The sequence below is a fragment of the Marivita lacus genome, assembly GCF_014637725.1.
Taxonomy (GTDB): Bacteria; Pseudomonadota; Alphaproteobacteria; order Rhodobacterales; family Rhodobacteraceae; genus Marivita; species Marivita lacus.
Genome location: NZ_BMFC01000005.1, coordinates 159,304 through 176,290, shown reverse-complemented (window position 1 = coordinate 176,290; position 16,987 = coordinate 159,304). Strand labels below are relative to the sequence as shown.

Annotated in this window: 18 protein-coding genes and 1 tRNA gene; 4 read left to right on the top strand and 15 right to left on the bottom strand. The window is 61.7% G+C overall.

Going from position 1 to position 16,987, the window contains the following annotated elements; translation table 11 throughout:
• Positions 1 to 110 precede the first annotated feature (110 nt).
• The 11 genes from IEV82_RS12280 to IEV82_RS12230 all read right to left on the bottom strand — a co-directional run bounded on the left by IEV82_RS12280 (position 111) and on the right by IEV82_RS12230 (position 10,304).
• Positions 111 to 1,130, bottom strand: a complete 1,020-nt coding sequence (locus IEV82_RS12280) for an amino acid ABC transporter substrate-binding protein (protein WP_188482318.1) — start codon at positions 1,128 to 1,130, stop codon at positions 111 to 113.
• A gap of 179 nt (positions 1,131 to 1,309) precedes the next feature.
• The gene (locus tag IEV82_RS12275) at positions 1,310 to 2,032 is read right to left on the bottom strand and encodes an ATP12 family chaperone protein (protein ID WP_188482317.1); all 723 of its coding nucleotides are present in this window, start codon (positions 2,030 to 2,032) and stop codon (positions 1,310 to 1,312) included.
• Positions 2,029 to 2,712 (bottom strand): HAD-IA family hydrolase, encoded by a 684-nt coding sequence (locus IEV82_RS12270; protein ID WP_188482316.1) that lies wholly within the window; start codon positions 2,710 to 2,712, stop codon positions 2,029 to 2,031. Before IEV82_RS12270 ends, IEV82_RS12275 begins: the two co-directional genes overlap by 4 nt.
• Positions 2,712 to 3,755, bottom strand: coding sequence for an RluA family pseudouridine synthase (locus IEV82_RS12265; RefSeq protein ID WP_188482315.1), 1,044 nt, complete (start codon positions 3,753 to 3,755; stop codon positions 2,712 to 2,714). Before IEV82_RS12265 ends, IEV82_RS12270 begins: the two co-directional genes overlap by 1 nt.
• Positions 3,752 to 4,132 (bottom strand): fluoride efflux transporter CrcB, encoded by a 381-nt coding sequence (gene crcB, locus IEV82_RS12260; protein WP_188482314.1) that lies wholly within the window; start codon positions 4,130 to 4,132, stop codon positions 3,752 to 3,754. The genes IEV82_RS12265 and crcB overlap by 4 nt, the downstream gene beginning before the upstream one ends.
• A 31-nt stretch (positions 4,133 to 4,163) precedes the next feature.
• Positions 4,164 to 5,468, bottom strand: a complete 1,305-nt coding sequence (locus IEV82_RS12255; protein WP_308420430.1) for a replication-associated recombination protein A — start codon at positions 5,466 to 5,468, stop codon at positions 4,164 to 4,166.
• Between the two features lie 169 nt (positions 5,469 to 5,637).
• Positions 5,638 to 5,712: transfer RNA gene (locus tag IEV82_RS12250), tRNA-Glu, on the bottom strand.
• Positions 5,713 to 5,852: 140 nt separating this feature from the next.
• Complete coding sequence (gene recJ / locus IEV82_RS12245) at positions 5,853 to 7,598, bottom strand: single-stranded-DNA-specific exonuclease RecJ (protein ID WP_188482313.1); 1,746 nt, start codon at positions 7,596 to 7,598, stop codon at positions 5,853 to 5,855.
• A 10-nt stretch (positions 7,599 to 7,608) separates the two neighbouring features.
• The gene (gene glpX / locus IEV82_RS12240; RefSeq protein ID WP_188482312.1) at positions 7,609 to 8,574 is read right to left on the bottom strand and encodes a class II fructose-bisphosphatase; all 966 of its coding nucleotides are present in this window, start codon (positions 8,572 to 8,574) and stop codon (positions 7,609 to 7,611) included.
• Between the two features lie 86 nt (positions 8,575 to 8,660).
• Positions 8,661 to 9,947: a homoserine dehydrogenase gene (locus IEV82_RS12235; RefSeq protein WP_188482311.1), complete on the bottom strand. Its 1,287-nt coding sequence runs from the start codon at positions 9,945 to 9,947 to the stop codon at positions 8,661 to 8,663.
• Between the two features lie 75 nt (positions 9,948 to 10,022).
• The gene (locus IEV82_RS12230; RefSeq protein WP_188482310.1) at positions 10,023 to 10,304 is read right to left on the bottom strand and encodes a hypothetical protein; all 282 of its coding nucleotides are present in this window, start codon (positions 10,302 to 10,304) and stop codon (positions 10,023 to 10,025) included.
• A 97-nt stretch (positions 10,305 to 10,401) separates the two neighbouring features.
• Between IEV82_RS12230 and IEV82_RS12225 the strand changes: the two genes are divergently transcribed.
• Positions 10,402 to 10,986, top strand: coding sequence for a TetR/AcrR family transcriptional regulator (locus IEV82_RS12225; RefSeq protein WP_188482309.1), 585 nt, complete (start codon positions 10,402 to 10,404; stop codon positions 10,984 to 10,986).
• Between the two features lie 28 nt (positions 10,987 to 11,014).
• Here IEV82_RS12225 and IEV82_RS12220 read toward each other — a convergent pair whose 3' ends face one another.
• The 3 genes from IEV82_RS12220 to IEV82_RS12210 are packed head-to-tail and all read right to left on the bottom strand — an operon-like array spanning position 11,015 to position 12,905.
• Positions 11,015 to 11,371 (bottom strand): carboxymuconolactone decarboxylase family protein, encoded by a 357-nt coding sequence (locus IEV82_RS12220; RefSeq protein WP_188482308.1) that lies wholly within the window; start codon positions 11,369 to 11,371, stop codon positions 11,015 to 11,017.
• Between the two features lie 12 nt (positions 11,372 to 11,383).
• Entirely contained in the window at positions 11,384 to 12,154 is a 771-nt protein-coding gene (locus IEV82_RS12215) for an amino acid ABC transporter permease (protein ID WP_188482307.1), read from the bottom strand.
• A 10-nt stretch (positions 12,155 to 12,164) separates the two neighbouring features.
• The gene (locus IEV82_RS12210; RefSeq protein ID WP_188482306.1) at positions 12,165 to 12,905 is read right to left on the bottom strand and encodes an amino acid ABC transporter ATP-binding protein; all 741 of its coding nucleotides are present in this window, start codon (positions 12,903 to 12,905) and stop codon (positions 12,165 to 12,167) included.
• 127 nt (positions 12,906 to 13,032) lie between these two features.
• On the opposite strand from IEV82_RS12210, the gene IEV82_RS12205 reads away from it, so the two are divergent.
• Entirely contained in the window at positions 13,033 to 13,809 is a 777-nt protein-coding gene (locus tag IEV82_RS12205; protein ID WP_188482305.1) for a transporter substrate-binding domain-containing protein, read from the top strand.
• 68 nt (positions 13,810 to 13,877) lie between these two features.
• Here the strand turns inward: IEV82_RS12205 and IEV82_RS12200 are convergent, their stop codons facing one another.
• Entirely contained in the window at positions 13,878 to 14,069 is a 192-nt protein-coding gene (locus IEV82_RS12200) for a hypothetical protein (protein ID WP_188482304.1), read from the bottom strand.
• Positions 14,070 to 14,270: 201 nt separating this feature from the next.
• Here IEV82_RS12200 and IEV82_RS12195 point away from each other — a divergent pair, with 201 nt between their 5' ends.
• Together IEV82_RS12195 and IEV82_RS12190 are read left to right on the top strand one after the other, a co-directional pair.
• Positions 14,271 to 15,845 (top strand): hypothetical protein, encoded by a 1,575-nt coding sequence (locus IEV82_RS12195; RefSeq protein WP_188482303.1) that lies wholly within the window; start codon positions 14,271 to 14,273, stop codon positions 15,843 to 15,845.
• Between the two features lie 24 nt (positions 15,846 to 15,869).
• Positions 15,870 to 16,985 (top strand): phosphatase PAP2 family protein, encoded by a 1,116-nt coding sequence (locus IEV82_RS12190; RefSeq protein ID WP_188482302.1) that lies wholly within the window; start codon positions 15,870 to 15,872, stop codon positions 16,983 to 16,985.
• Positions 16,986 to 16,987: the final 2 nt, after the last annotated feature.

Genomic DNA, 16,987 nt, shown 5'->3' with positions numbered 1-16,987 from the left:
CCGGACTCTCTTGGCGGCGCTTGTCGCGCTCTGATGCCTGATCCGAAGGCTTGTTTTTTATTTTGAAAAAGGGCGCGGAGTGATCCGCGCCCTTTTCCCTAGCCAGTGTCTTAGCGGAAGGGCGGGCTGTAGAGCAGACCACCTTCGGTCCACTGTGCGTTCAGACCGCGTGCCAGACCGATCGGTGTGTTCTCACCGATGTTCTTTTCGAACAGCTCACCGTAGTTGCCGCCTGCTGCGATTGCCTTGACAGCCCAATCGGCTTCAAGACCCAGCATCGCGCCCAGTGTGCCTTCGGTACCCAGAAGACGGTTGATTTCCGGGTTTTCACCTGCGGATGCTGCCAGCTCCTGAACGTTTGCGGATGTCACACCCAGCTCTTCAGCTGCGATCAGCGCGTTCAGCGTCCAGCGAGCAATGTCGCCCCACTGGTTGTCGCCATGACGGACAAGCGGGCCAAGAGGCTCCTTGGAGATGATCTCCGGCAGAACGACGTGGTCGCCCGGGTTTTCGAACGCGGCGCGTGTCGCGGCAAGGCCGGACGCGTCGGTTGTGTAAACGTCGCACGCACCTTCGAGGTAGAGCGGCTGCGCTTCAGCGTTGGTTTCGATCGGAACCGGCTCGTAGCTGATGTTGTTCTTGCGGAAGTAGTCTGCAAGGTTCAGCTCAGTTGTGGTTCCGGTCTGGATACAGATCGTTGCGCCATCCAGCTCCTTGGCCGAGGATACACCCAGTGCCTTGGGAACCATGAAGCCCTGACCGTCGTAGTAGTTGATTCCGACGAATTCGAAACCGAGGTCGACGTCGCGCGAGAACGTCCAGGTTGTGTTCCGTGCAAGCAGGTCGATCTCGCCCGACGCAAGCGCCGTGAAGCGGGTCTTGCCGGTTGTCGGAACGAACTCGACAGCTGCCGGGTCGCCCAGAACAGCAGCGGCGACGGCGCGGCATACGCCGACATCAAAGCCTTCCCATTCGCCATTCGCGTTCGGCGCTGCAAAACCGACAAGACCGGTCGTCACGCCGCAGTTCAGCTTGCCGCGTGCCTTGACGTCGTCCAGCGTGGCGGCAGACGCAACACCGGCGGACAGGCCGGCTGCGGTCATTGCGCCAAGAATTGCAATTTTTTTCATGTTTACCTCTTCCTGTTATCCCACGCCTATCAGCGTGGTTTCTGTCGAACGCATGAGCGCCCATACGACGAAAGTAGGAAAGCCCCTACTCGCGATGGACCCGATTTTGCGGGGATTCATTGGCAGAGGTCAAGCCGCATAGCCTATTTTTTGAACAGAACTTGGCAGTTTACCCTGCGTCACACGGACGAATGCTCGTTCAGCAATCGCAGGAATTCATTGGCGTGCAAAAACGCGGCCTTCTTGTGTTCGGCCATCTCTGCCGCTTCCTCGTCTTCGCCCCATTGTTCTTGCTGCCAAATCTCGTCAATCCGGGAAGCGGTCCACAGATCCTCGATGGGCTTCACCGATGCCTTCGCCGCGAACCCGATCACAAGAGACCCGCTGATCGCCACAAGATCATGAAAGGCGGCAAGTTCGAACGCATCCAGCGCGTGCACCCTGCGGCGCAATTCGGATACCGCGCCAGGATCTTGCGGCGCGTGCATGACACCGACTCGTGTCGCCAATCTCGCATTCAGCGCCTGCCCAGCCCAATCCAGCAAGGGATCCCAGACTTCGGCTTGCCGCGCCACGAGATCCTCCGGGGCATCGGCACGGTAACACAAGAGATCACTGTCGCCATAATCCGCCAGCATGTCCGCCACATCGGCATGTTGAACCGCAACCTTGTCGATTGCAGCATTCGCCGTGCGAGTGAAGGGCATGGTGCGCGGGTCGATCCGATCCTTCTGCGCCTCGAATTCAGCCGCGATCTTCACGGCAACTGCACGGCTTGGCACATTTAGAAGGGCCTTGGCCGGTGTCCGCACCGGACGACCGTCCAGAACGATGCCGAATCCCTGTTCGGTGGCCTGTGTGTCGGCGGATGTCCAAAAGCGTTTCGGAGCCCATTCACTCATGCGCGATCCTCGATCCAGTGTGCCAAAGCGGTCATCAGTTCCTCTGCGGTGTTCACGATCACATCCGCCTCTACCAGCAAGTTTGGCGCGTGATTTCCCCAGCTTACGCCGATCGCATCGGTTCCGGCTGCTTTCGCCATCAGCATGTCATAGCTGGTGTCGCCGATCATCACCGCGTTCTGCGCCGCGACACCTGCGTCCCTGAGGGCAGCATGGAGCATCGACGGGTGCGGTTTGGACGGGTGTGTATCGGCCACCTGCGTGGACTGGAAATACCCCTCGAGTCCATGTTGCGCGATGATGCGATCCAGCCCGCGCCGCGACATGCCTGTGGCAGTTGCCATCAGCGTAAAGTCATCTGCCTGCAACTGGTCAAGAACACCGCGCATTCCGGGAAAGAACACAGCGCTGCCCGCGTCCCCGGCGGCGGCATGGCGGGCGAACGAGGCGGATTTGTACCCTTCCGCCAAGGCCAGGTGCGTGGCCGAAGGATGCTCCGGCACAAGCTGCGCCATCAGTTCCGGCAGCGACAGGCCGACGCCATGCAGCACCGCCTCGCGCGATGGACAGGGCAGACCTAAGGCCAAAAACGCGTCTTCCATTGCCTGCACGATATGGGCCCGGCTGTCCACAAGCGTGCCATCGACATCAAACACCACAAGCCGCAGGGCTTCGGGCATTACTCGACATCCTCGAACGGGTCGGCGGGGACATCCCGCGGGTGCCATTGCAGGAATTCCCAGGTCCGTTCCATGTGTTCCGGCAGCGGCGCCGCGATGTGCAGCCGCGCGCCGGTGACCGGATGCTTGAGCGAGATCGACCGCGCATGCAGGTGAAGCTTGCGGCTGAGTCCACCGCCCAGCATCGCGCCCCAGCCATCGCCCAGGTTTTCCTGACCGGAACCACCGTATTTGCCATCGCCGATGATCGGATGGCCCAGTTCGGCCATGTGCGCGCGCAGCTGGTGGGTGCGGCCGGTGATCGGCACCATCGCCACCCAGGACGCACGCTTCGCCAAGGCGCTCAGGACGGCATAATCGGTGGTCGCGTGTTTCGCACCTTCGGTGGTGGCGACATCACGGGGATGCACGGCGCGCATCTTTTCATTCTCGCCGCTGGCCCCGTGACCCGGAGCCTTGACCAGACCGAACTTGATTGTCCCCATCTGCGGAAACGGCACGCCCGCTACGGCTCCCCAGTAGATCTTGCGGGTTTCACGGGCGCGGAACGCTTCGGTCAATGCGCCAGCGACGGCTCGGGTGCGCGCCAGCAAAAGAACACCAGACGTGTCCTTGTCGAGGCGGTGCACGAGGCGCGGTTTCTCGTCATAGCCAAAGCTCAACGCTTCGGCCAGACCATCGACATGCCGGGTCTGCTTGCTGCCGCCCTGCGTCGGAAGGCCCGGCGGCTTGTTGATCGCGATGATGTGGTCATCGCGGTAGAGAACCAGCGCCTTGATCATCTCGGCGTCCTTGTCGGACACAGTCGGTTTCGGGCCGGGCATCACGTCGCCGGGTTCCGGAAGCGGCGGAATCCGCACTTCCTGTCCCGTCTCGAGCCGGGTGCTCGCCTTCACGCGCCCGCCATTGATACGCAGCTCACCCTTGCGGCACATCTTTTCGATGCGCCCCTGACCCAGATGTGGGAAAAGGCGCTTCAACCAGCGGTCAAGACGCTGATCCGCGTCTCCGGGCCCGATGGTGATGGTCTGAACTTGGTTCATGCAATGATACTCCGCGCCAGAAAGAGGCCCAGCGCCAATCCCCCGACAGACAAGATGACCGACAGGACCACGTAGAGCAGGGCCGACCCCAACTGCCCCCGTTCGATCAGGGTCATGGTTTCAAGCGAAAACGCCGAGAAGGTGGTGAACCCACCCAAGATTCCCGTCATGACGAAAGGCGACAAATGGGTGAGGCCACGATGCGCCGCCGCGACAACGAAAACACCCATCAGGAACGATCCGGCGATGTTCACGGCCAGGATCGACACCGGAAAGTCCCCTTGCCCGAAAACGCGCAGAATGCCCACCCCGGTCATGTACCGGAGTGCCGCGCCGATTGCGCCGCCGAGTGCGACCAGGGAGAGGGTTGTCAACATTCAGGCTCTGTCGCGCGGGCAACCTGAAGAGTCAAGTTTGCCGCTTGGTCCGCAGCTTGGCGAAATACTCGACACGCTTCTTCAGGTCGCGCTCGAACCCACGTTCCACCGGGGCATAGAACTCGGTTCGACCCATGGATTCCGGAAAGTAATCCTGCCCCGAAAACCCGTCCTCCGCATCGTGATCATAGGCATAGCCTGATCCGTAGCCCTGCGCCTTCATAAGCTTTGTAGGCGCATTCAGGATATGTTTGGGCGGAACCAGCGATCCTGTCTTCTTGGCCGCCGCACGCGCGCCCTTGTAGGCCGCATAAACCGCGTTCGATTTCGGCGCGAGCGCGATATAGACCAGCGCCTGCGCAATCGCCAATTCACCTTCGGGGCTACCAAGCCGTTCAAAGGTTTCCCAGCTTTGCAGACACACCGCCTGTGCCTGCGGATCGGCCAGCCCGATATCCTCGACCGCCATGCGGGTGATCCGCCGCGCGAGGTAGCGAGGGTCTTCACCCGCATCCAGCATCCGCGCATACCAATAGAGCGCCGCGTCCGGGTCCGACCCACGTACCGATTTGTGCAGCGCCGAAATCAGGTTGTAATGCGCATCGCCCGATTTGTCGTATTGCGCCGCGCGTTTCATAAGGCGCTGACCCAACGCCGCGCTGTCAAGCGGTTGATCCACGTTCCAGGCCATCACCTGTTCGACAAGGTTCAAGAGCGCGCGACCATCGCCATCCGCCATATCGAGCAGATTTTCCCGCGCTGCAGCATCCAGCGGCAGGCTCCGCCCCAGTTCGGTCTCGGCCCGCTGGGCAAGCCGTTCGAGATCAGCGGGGTCAAGCCGTTCGAGCACAAGAACCTGCGCGCGACTGAGAAGGGCGGCATTCAGCTCGAAAGATGGGTTTTCGGTCGTAGCCCCCACCAGAAGGATGGTACCATCCTCCATATGCGGCAGGAATCCGTCCTGCTGCGCCTTGTTGAAACGGTGGATTTCGTCGACGAACAACAGCGTTCCCTGCCCAGTCCTGCGCCGTTGCTTGGCCGCATCGAACACCTTGCGCAATTCGGGCACACCCGAGAAGATAGCGCTGATCTGGACGAAATGCAGGTCAGTTTCATCGGCCAGCAGCCGCGCGATGGTGGTCTTGCCCACGCCCGGCGGCCCCCAGAATATGACCGACCCAAGGCTGCCCGCCTCGAGCATCACCGTCAGCGGCGCGTCCGGTCCGATGACCTGCGACTGTCCGATCACCTCGGACAGCTTGCGCGGTCGCATCCTGTCCGCAAGCGGTCGCGGCGCGTCCTTGGCGTCATGGCCCGTGTCGAAGAGATCGCTCACCGATCAGGCCAAAAACGCAGGATCATGCGCTGCACATCTGCAGCTTTCGTCAATCCCGTCCCGACCAAGCCGCCACATGGGAAATCGCACGCTGATCTGATCGCTGTCATGGCGTGGATATGTCGCGGGGTGGCAGCATTTGCAAGACTGTGTGTCGGGGGAATTCCAGTGGCAGCCCGTAGGGGAATCGAACCCCTCTTTCCAGGTTGAAAACCTGGCGTCCTAACCGATAGACGAACGGGCCACTCTTGGTGAGCGGTGTTTAGGCAAAGCCGGGCGGCACTGCAAGCGGAAATTCAAAGGTTTCTTCGGTTTTTTGAATGGTCGCTGCAGTTTTTTTTGGTCCGGGAAAAATAGCGCTATTCCAGACGGTTAAAGCAGGCATCAACCAGCGGAGGCCGCGTCTTCGAGGCGCAGTTGCACAGAACGACGACCACCCCATTCGTTGATTTCCAGACGCCCGGCCAAATGGAATCGTGCGCCGCCATGCTGTTCGAGCGCGGGGCCAAGCGGGCCGTCGAAAGCCCCGAACGAAATCGCGTCGATACGCGCCCCGAGGCCGTCGCCGAAGCTGATTTTCAGATGCGAACTGCCCACACGTTTGGCAAATCCGATCTGCATGTCGGGAAAGACGAATCTGGGCGCAGCCGCCCCGGCACCAAAGGGTCCGGCCTCTTCGAGAAGATCGACAAGCTCCGGTGTTGCGGCACCGGGCATCAACGGCCCGTCAAGTCGCAGGTCGGATGCGCCAAGCTGGTCCGCCCCCTGTTTGGCAAGGATCTCGGAAAGGCGCGCCATCGCCGGTTCAAGCTGCCCGCGCGACAGCGACAGGCCCGCAGCCATCTTGTGGCCACCACCCTTTTCGAGGTGTCCCTCGGCTGCAAGCTTCTGGATCGCAGCACCAAGGTCTATGCCGCTGACAGACCGCCCCGATCCTTTGCCCACGTCCCCGTCGAACCCGATCACGATGGACGGGCGATTGGTGCGCTCCTTCAGACGCGACGCAACGATGCCGACGACACCGGGGTGCCAGCCTTCGCCTGCCGCCCAGACCAATGGCGCATCGAAACCCCGCTCTTCGGCCTGTTCAAGCGCCTGTGCGCGCACCGCCTCTTCGATCTCGCGGCGTTCGGTGTTCAGAAAATCCAGTCGCTCGGCGATGGATTTGGCCTCGTGGGGATCCGTGCAGGCCAGAAGCCGCGCGCCAAGGTCGGCCTTGCCGATCCGGCCGCCCGCGTTGACCCTCGGGCCCAGCACGAACCCGAGGTGATAGGATTTGGGTGCCGTATCCAGCCGACCGACATCGCAGAGCGCCACAAGCCCCGGCCGTGCCCGTTGTCCCATGACCTTGAGCCCCTGCCGGACAAGCGCGCGGTTCACCCCCTTGAGAGGCGCCACATCGGCAACCGTTGCCAGCGCGACAAGGTCGAGCATCGACATGAGGTCGGGTCCGGGAGCCCCCGCCTCGCGCATCTGACGTCCGGCTTCGACCAGCGTCAGGAACACGACTCCCGCCGCACAAAGATGGGCCAGTGCGCCATCCTCGTCCTGGCGGTTGGGGTTTACGACGGCAAACGCATCGGGCAGCGTCTCGCCCCCCAGATGGTGATCGAGCACGACAACATCCGAACCTTTCGCAGCGGCGATCGGGCCATGTGACAAGGTTCCGCAATCGACGCAGACGATCAGGTCGTGATCGCGCGCCAGTGCCTGCATTGCGGCATCGTTGGGGCCGTAGCCTTCGTCGATGCGGTCGGGCACGTAGAGCGTCGCACGCCGGTCCAGTTGCCGCAGCCAGTCGATGAGCAGGGCCGCCGATGCGCCGCCATCGACATCGTAATCGGCAAAGATCGCGATACGTTCCCGGTTGCGCACAGCCTGCAGGATACGGCCCGCCGCGCGCTCCATGTCGCGCAGGGACCGCGGGTCCGGCAGCAGAGCGCGCAAGGTCGGTTCGAGATAGGTGGGCACCTCGTCGACCGGGACACCCAGACGCGACAAGGTCTGACACAAGGCGGGCGGAAGGCCCGTCTGTTGCACCAGCGCTTCGGCGTGGCGCGTGATCTCGGGCGCCGGACCGATCCAGCGCCGCCCGGTCAGTGACCTGTCAACGCCAAGGTATCCGGTCACAATCGCCCCATCAGTGGGTCGGGTTGCGATAGGTCATGCGCCGCACCGATCCGGTTTTCGAACGCATCAGCAGAGTTTCGGTGGTGTAGTACCCAACCTCGCGCTTGATCCCTGCAAGGAGCGATCCAGTGGTGACGCCCGTTGCGGCAAAAATCACGTCTTCAGTGACCATTTCGTCGCGTGAATAGATCTTGTCGAGGTCTGTGATGCCTGCCTTCGCCGCGCGGGATTTCTCGTCGTCATTGCGGAAGATCAGACGCCCCTGGATCTGACCACCCATGCATTTCAGGGCTGCCGCAGCCAGAACGCCCTCGGGCGCGCCTCCGGTGCCCATATACATGTCGATCCCGGTCTGGTTCGGCTCGGCGCAATGCATGACGCCGGCAACGTCACCGTCGGTGATCAGGCGGATGGACGCGCCAGTCGAGCGGATTTCTGCGATCATGTCTTCGTGGCGCGGACGCTCCAGAACGCAGACCGTGATATCGCGCGCCCTGCACCCCTTGACCTTGGCAAGGGCCGTGACCCGTTCCCGGGGCGTCATGTCCAGCGTCACGAGGTCGTTTGCAAATCCCGGACCGATGGCCAGCTTTTCCATGTAGACGTCGGGTGCGTGCAGCATAGACCCGCGCGGACCCATGGCGATGACCGTCAGGGCGTTCGGCATGTCCTTGGCCGTCAGCGTCGTGCCTTCGAGTGGATCAAGCGCGATGTCCACACCCGGACCGTTGCCGGTGCCGACTTCCTCACCGATATACAGCATCGGCGCTTCGTCGCGTTCACCCTCGCCGATCACCACGACGCCTGCGATGTCCAGCAGGTTCAACTGCTGCCGCATGGCATTGACTGCGGCCTGATCGGCGGCTTTTTCGTCACCCCGACCAATGAGGTTCACGGTTGCGATGGCAGCTTGCTCCGCCACCCGCGCCAAACCAAGGGACAGCATACGGTCGTTGAAATCAGCGCGCGCGGTCATGGAAATCTCCAGTTACGAATAAAGTCAGGTCGGTAGCGTGTTAAGCCCGCACCCCCCGGCTGACAAGGTTGATTGCGCTAAAGCGGTCAGACCTGTTCGATCCGGAGCGCGATAGGTTCCCCTTCGACGACATTGGTGCCGACCATCGCCGCGAGCGCCGTGTCCAGCGCGGCGCGGGTTGTCTTGTGCGTCACGATCAGCACCGGAGCGGTATCCTGCTCGTGGCTGCGCTGGCGCATCCGGTTGATCGACACACCCGCCTCGCCCAGAACGGCGGCCACCTTGGCCAGGGCACCGGGCTTGTCGAGCAGGATCAGCCGCAGGTAATAGGCTGCCGGGGTCGCGGTCTTTGCCGCCTTGGCCTTTGCAAGGCTGGTCGCGGGTTGACCAAAGGTGGACACGCGGGTGCCCCGCGCAATATCCAGCACGTCGCCCATGACAGCACTGGCGGTCGGGCCTTCACCGGCACCGGCACCGCGCATGACAATGGTTCCAACCTGATCGCCCTCGATGACCACCATGTTGGTGCCGCCGTCCAGCTGCCCGAGGGGCGAGATCGCGGGAACGAGACAAGGAGACATGCGCTGCTCCAGCCCGCGTCCGGTCATCTGGCACACGCCCAGCAGCTTGACCTTGTAGCCCATGTCGGCTGCCTGACGGATGTCCTCGATGCTGACACGCCCGATGCCTTCGAGTTCGACCGCGTCAAAAGCCACTTGCGTGCCAAAGGCGATGGACGCCAGCAGCGACAGCTTGTGACCCGCGTCGATCCCGCCCACGTCGAGGTCTGGATCGGCTTCGAGATAACCAAGACCATCGGCTTCGGCGAAGGCCTGATCGTAAGTCAGACCAGCCGATTCCATCCGCGTCAGGATGTAGTTGCAAGTGCCGTTCATAACACCCATGACCCGCTTGATGTCGTTGCCGGCAAGACCCTCTGTCAGTGCCTTGACCACAGGGATTCCACCCGCGACAGCCGCTTCGAAGCGCAGCACCGATCCGGCCTTTTCGGCCAACTCGGCCAGATCCTGACCGTGATGGGCAAGCAGGGCCTTGTTCGCCGTGACCACGTCCTTGCCCGCACGCAATGCCGCTTCGGTTGCGGCCTTTGCCGGGCCATCGCTGCCGCCAACGAGTTCGACGAACACGTCCACGTCGTCACGTTTGGCCAGTGCTACGGGGTCGTCTTCCCAGACATAATCGTCCAGCGGCACGCCCCGCTCCTTGAGGCGGTTGCGCGCGGAGACCGCGGAAATGGTGATCGGACGCCCGCCCCGCGCTTCGAGCAGCGCGGCTTTCTGACGGACGATCTTCACGACGCCCGCACCGACAGTGCCCAGACCCGCAATTCCAAGGCGCAGAGGTTCAGTCATTCGGGCAATCCTTTTGCAGTCTGGCGTGATTTTTTCCGCAATAGCGCCTTGCGTTCTGCGCTGCAACGGCCCTGATCAGGGTTGCGCGACACCGTCGTCCATCCGGTCACGCGCGTCAGGCTCGATCACCGGTCCGCGCAGGTCGTTGGCACGGTTGCGCAGATCCGAAGCGCGGGCGATCAAAGCGTCTGCATCGGCGTCGGCAAGGCGCGGCTCTGGTGCGGAAAGCAGGTGTTCGAAAGGCAGCAGGTCGGGGTAGGCCGAAGGCGGTCCATCCGCAGCCAGGGCCGCATCGACATCGGGAAACTCCGCGCAGGCGGTCACCAGAAATCCGAGGATGATCCACACCCGCCACATCAGACTTGCTCCTTTTGCCTCGCCTGTCATGCCGCAGCGCGGGCGGGCGCGCAACCATGGGCTTGATCTGAACAGGTGTTCAGATAATCATACCGCCATGGCACGTACGGCTGGCTCACATTCAGATATCACGGGGCCAAGGGTGCGCGAGGCGGCGCTCGCCTTGTTTGCGCAGCATGGCTATGCGGCCGTCTCGATGCGCCGGATCGCGCAGGAGGTCGGGGTTCAGGCCGGGGCGCTTTACAATTACACTCCGGACAAGCAATCGCTGCTCTTTGACCTGATGCAGGGCCATATGGACGACTTGCTGAATGCCCGGTCACAAGAGCCGGTTTGCACTTCGGCATTGGCCCGGCTTGAGGCATTCAGCCGCTTTCACATCCGGTTTCACCTTGAACGCCCACAGGCGGTGTTCATTTCCTACATGGAATTGCGGAACCTGACGCCCCGCAATTTCGCGGTGATCGAAGACCTGCGGCGGCGCTACGAAGGTGAGCTTGAAACGATCCTGCGCGACGGGCGGGACATCGGCGCCTTTCACGTCGCCGACACCAAGATCACGACACTTGCGATCATCGCGATGCTGAACGGGGTCAATACGTGGTACCGCAGCGGGGGCCGCCTGTCCCTGCCCGAGGTCGAAGCCATCTACTGGGACATGGTTCGCAAGGCGGTGACGTGACAAGCGCGTTCCAACGCACTTGCCCTGCTCAGACCGATGTGCCCGCAGGACCACCACAGAATTCGTCATAGGCTTCGAGCGCCTTTGCGCTGAAGGCCATCGACGGTCCGCCACCCATATAGGCGATCATCGCCAGCGCCTCGCAAAACTCCTCGCGGCTTGTCTTGAGTCGCACCAGCGATTTGACATGAAACGCGATGCAACTGTCGCACCGCGTTGCAATGGCGATGCCCAGCGCGATCAGCTCCTTGGTCTTTTCGTCCAAAGCGCCAGTCGTCTTGGCAGCGCGGCCCATCTGGTTGAACCCGGCAAAGGTCTCGGGCGTTTGCGCCTGCAACGCGTCCAGACGTGTCACGGTGTCCTTGATCAAGTCTGACCAGCTCATCGGTTTCTCCTGTTACCGGCTCTCGTCCGAACCCATCTTGCGCTCCAGCCACCGCACGAAAAAGCTGATGATGAGAACAAGAACCAGGTATTCGAGGATCAGGAGCGTGTAGATTTCAAGCGGTCTGTACTCGGTGACCACAAGTTCATTCGCCCGCCGCGTCAGTTCCTGCATGCCGATGACCGACGCAAATGCCGACATCTTGACGATGTAGATGAACTGGTTGGCCAAGGGTGGCAGGATGCGCCGGATCGCCTGCGGCAGGACCACGTAGCGCATGGTCTGGTTATAGGTCAGCCCGACCGTGCGCGCCGCCTCGGTCTGGCCCTTGGGGATCGACTGGATTCCCGAACGATAGATCTCGGCCGTGAACGCGCTGTCGGAAATCGCCAGCGTGATGATCGCGCCCCAGAAGGCGTCGATGGTGATGGGCATGCCCATGGATCGCATCACCACAGGCAAGCCGTAGAACACCCAGAACAGCATCGGCAACAACGGAATGGCACGTACGAATTCGATGTAGATGCGCGATGGCAGCCTGATCCAGCGGTTGGTCGACATGCCCGGCAGCGCCACCAACAGCCCGATCGTCATCGACAGGGCCGCCGCGATCAGCGAAAGCTGGATCGTCGCCCAGAACCCCCCGATCAGGAACCGTACGTTGGATTGCCCCTGTGGCGTGGAGGGGTCGATCACATACCATCCCCAATTGCCCGTCCCCGAGCATCCCGCAACGAACAGAAGGGCACCCAGCAGCGCCCAAAGCTTGATTGACCGTGTCATCCGGGGTGCCTCAATGTTGCAGGATCTTGTCGAGGAAGGTCTTGAACCGCTGCGATTTCGGAGCCTCGAACACAGTTGAGGGCGTTCCGGTCTCGACGATCTCGCCCCCATCCATGAACACCATCCGGTCCGCGACCTTGCGGGCGAACCCCATTTCATGCGTGACCACCAGCATCGTCATGCCCTCTTGTGCCAGTTCGACCATCACGTCGAGCACTTCGGAAATCATTTCGGGATCAAGCGCCGAGGTCGGTTCGTCGAACAGCATGATCTTGGGCTTCATGCACAGGGACCGCGCAATCGCCACGCGCTGTTGCTGCCCACCGGACAGATCGCGCGGCCGTTTGAGCGCCTGTTCGGGAATGCGCACGCGCTCGAGATAGGTCATAGCCAGTGCCTCGGCGTCCTTGCGCGACAGGCCCCGCGCCTTCATCGGGCCCAGCGTCAGGTTCTCGATGACGCTCAGATGCGGGAACAGGTTGAACTGCTGGAACACCATCCCGACCTCGGCGCGCACACGTTCGACGCCGCGCGGTGCCGAAAGCGCGATGCCGTCAACGGTGATGCTGCCGGAATCATAGTGTTCCAATCCGTTGACGCATCTGATTAAGGTGGATTTGCCCGATCCCGAAGGTCCGCAGATGACGATACGTTCGCCCAGACTGACATCCAGATCGACATTTTTCAGGGCCTTGAAGTCTCCGAAAGACTTGTTCAGCGAACTGATCTCTATGACGCGCTCGGCGTTCATGCCACACTCCGATCCAACCTTGCTGCTCACATTATAGCGCGCGCGCAGAAAAAACCGCGCGTCGCGATGGCCGTCGGAGCTTTTGACCTATTTAGCCTCATCAACACACACACGAAAAGGAAATACCATGCGTTTTCTGAAATCACTCGGACTTGCGGCGGCGGTTGCCGTGTCTGTCCTCGGCGCGCCCGCGTCGGCCCAATCCGCGCTTCAGGACATCCTGAGTGGCGGCGTTCTCAAGGTCGGGACAACCGGCGACTGGAACCCGATGACCGTTCGTGACCCCGCGACCAACACCTTTGTCGGCTATGACATCGACGTCATGACCGAACTGGCTGCCGATCTCGGTGTCGAGCTCGAATTCGTACCGACCGACTGGAAGACCCTCGTGAACGGCGTCGTGGCCGGGAATTACCACATGACGGGCTCTGCATCGATCAGTCCCGCGCGGATGAAGGCGGCAGGGTTCTCGGACAGCTATATCGCGGTCGAGATTTTCCCGTTCACCACCGAGGACAAGGTCGATCGTTTCTCGGGTTGGGACTCGATCAATGCCGCTGACGTCAAGGTCGCAACGACACTCGGCACCAGCTTTGAAGGCATGGTGCGCGAATGGTTCCCTGATTCGGAAATCACCGTCGTCGAAGCCCCGGCGCGTGGTTTTCAGGAAGTGCTGTCCGGCCGGTCTGACGTGTTCGTGACCTCGAACATCGAAGGCGCGACCCTGCTGTCGAAATTCCCGAACCTGCGCCAGATCGAAACAGATGGCCCGCGTGCGCCGTCGCCGATCGCGATGCTGCTGCCGCAGGACGACCAGGTCTGGATCAACTACGTCAACAGCTGGATCGAACTGAAAGAAGCGCAGGGTTTCTTCGAGACAACCGCTGCAAAATGGGGCCTGTAAGGACCCTCAGCCTGCAAAACAGGAAAACCGGCCAAATGGCCGGTTTTTTTGTGCCCGCCCGTCTAGGATCATTTCTCGCGGGTTATGTCCTTGGGGCCGACCATATCCACCATCTTGATCATCCACGACAGCACCTCTGCATCGTCCTCGGCCAGCGGATACCTGTCTGCCATCCGTTCCATCCGTGATCGCAGCTTCGGCCACTGCTCGTAGAAATCCACCGCGTCTGTGATCGCTGTCGGAGCGTGCTTTTCGGACATGGGCCGGACCTTTTTCCTCTACCGTTCCGGCAGGTTAGCAAATCAGCTTTGCGGCCTACTGTGAAATAAGTGTGAACGGCTTGGTTCCGGCGTGAACCGCGGCTAGCATCACGCAAGGTAAAGGGGGATGCTAACGTGGCCGCAGGGCTTGAAATTTCCTTGTTCGGGTCTTGCGTGCTGCGACGTGCAGAGACGCCAGCAATGGAAATCACCGGCGCAAAGCACCGGGGCTTGTTCGCGTTGCTTGTCACGGCACCTCTGAATCGCCGCTCCCGCGGATTTCTGCAGGAAACGCTTTGGGGATTTGCCGATTACGAAAGCGGTCACCAGAACCTGCGCCGCGCATTGTCTGACCTGCGCAAGATCCTGGGCGTTGATTTCGACAAAATCCTGACCGTCACCAACAAGGAAATCGAGATCGACATGGGCCGGGTCAAGGTGATCGGGCACCCATCCGACGGTCCGTTCCTGGACGATCTCAACGTGCGAGAACCATCGTTCTTGGCATGGCGCGACAGCATCCGGGCTGATCCCAGCGCAGTCAAGGCGCTGTGCTTCATGTCGAACAACCGAGGTCCGACCCGGATCAGGCCGCGCGTCTGCGCGCTGCCCCTGACCGTGCCGCCGGGGGACACCGATCTGGCCATCGCGGGCGACTGGATCGCCGAAGAGACCAGCCGCATGATGTCGCGCTCGAGCCTGCTCTCGGTGATCTCGCACCTTTCGGGACGCGCCATGTCGCAGCGGTTCATCGACATCGTGAACGTGCGCGACACGCTGGATGTGGACTACCTGCTGACCGGGTCGATGCGACGGCAAGGCGATACGCTGATCGCGGATCTGGATTTCACCGATGTGCGCAGCGGCACATTGCTGTGGAACCGGCACCTGTCCTGCCCTTTCACGCAGTTCGCCGACGAGGCCAGCGCATGGCTGATCAATGTCGTGCAGTCGGTCGGGCGGTCGATTGCCGAAACGACCCTGCATGCCGGACGCCAGACGCCCCTGCCGGAATTGCCCGATCACCAACTGCTCATTGCGGGTGCCACGGCGATGCACCTGCCGAAACTCGGGGATTTCCTGCGCGCCCGTCAGTTTCTAGACGAGGCCGCCGCGCGTGCCCCCAACAACGCGCATGTCTTTGCATGGCTGGGCAAATGGTACGTGCTCAGCATCTTCAAATATTACAGCACGGACCGGCAGAAAGACACGCAAAGGGCGCTGGATTGTACAGCGCGGGCGCTTGATCTTGATCCACACTCCAGCTTCGGGTTGACCATCGACGGGTTCGTGAACGGCAACATCCTCAAGAACATGGACATCGCCGAACAACGCTATTCCGCCGCGCAAGAGATCAACCCCAGCGAAAGCCTGGCGTGGCTGCTGCGGGGATCGCTGATGGCGTTTTCGGACGAGGGTCAATCGGCCATCAGGGCCACGACGATGGCGCGTGACCTCTCGCCCATCGACCCCTTCGGCTATTATTTCGACAGCCTGGCAAGCTCGGCGCATCTGGCCGGTGGCGAGTATGAAAAGGCGCTCGAGCTTGCAGACAAGTCCTTTGCCGCGAATGACCGGCATATTTCCACGTTGCGCACACGGATCGCGGCCTTGCACGCTTTGGACCGTGGCGACGAGGCCCGGATCGCGGCGCAAGACCTGTTGCGGCGCTTTCCCTATTTCAGCCTTGAAGATTACCGGAAAACACATCCTTCCGCTGATCGCAAAATCGGCAAACTGATGGTTGATGCACTGTCAGCCGCAGGTATTTCATGAAGCATTGCATAAGGAATTGAACACATGTCTCAGTACGGTGGTTTGGGTGGCCTTGGGGGGCTGGGCGGACTCGGCGGCTTGGGTGGTCTAGGTGGACTGGGAGGCCTTGGCAGCACCAACTTCACCGGGCTTGGCGGGTTTCTTGGGGTAGAGGATCCCGGCGGCTATGACCCCGTGACAACCTACGGTCTGCAAACCACGGCAGAAGGTCTGCGGCACCTGACCGAGGAAGGCACGACACCGACCGACAAGGAGCTTGGCTTTTCCGATCCCGCCAATCTCGGCGGTCTGGCCACCTGGGTGCGCGGATCGCTCTATGTCAGCGAATTCCTCGCTGGCATCGGCTCGGACGCGATGGTCGGCACCGGCGGTGCGCCCGACCGTGTCGCGCTGTCTTTCGACGGCGGTACCTGCCTGACGATGGATCGCCCTGCCCTCGCCCTCTTGCAGTCCCAATGCAGGTTCGTCTCCGACTACGCCACCTTGCGCGCGGAACGCAGCGCCGAGATCACGTCACAACTGGGCTTTCCGACGCCCTATTTCGCGATGATCCTTGGCCTGCACAGTGCCCAGAACAAAAAGACGTTCGAGCTGATCACTGCAACGCAGGTTGCCGCAGCGCACACCGCGATGATCGTCAAACAGCATCTTGCCATCCGTCGCCCCGATCAACTTGACCCTCGGCTGATGCCGATGATTCCGACGCCGGGACATGGCAGTTTCCCATCCGCCCACGCAACCGAGGCCTACGCCGTTCTGACGGTGCTCGAAGCGCTGATGACCGCGTGGGACAGCCTTGGCCACATGGAACAGCGCAAGAAGGCGTTGCGCGGGCTGGCGGAACGCATCACGGTCAACCGAACCGTGGCAGGTGTGCACTATCCAATCGACAGCTGGGCAGGCGCTGCACTGGGCCGGATCGTCGGTCAGGTCGTGCTGGCCCGCTCAGGTGCAGGGGCATGCGTGGGTGCGCTGGCCTATGCGCCGGGTGACCACGACTTCTTCGACGAAGACCAACGCGATCCGGCCATCGCCCCGTCGAAGGGATTGACGATCACCGGCAATATGGTGACGCTCGACGCCAAGCCTGCGTTCTCGTGGCTCTGGTCCGGTGCCGTGGCCGAAACGCAAAAGGCCTGAGC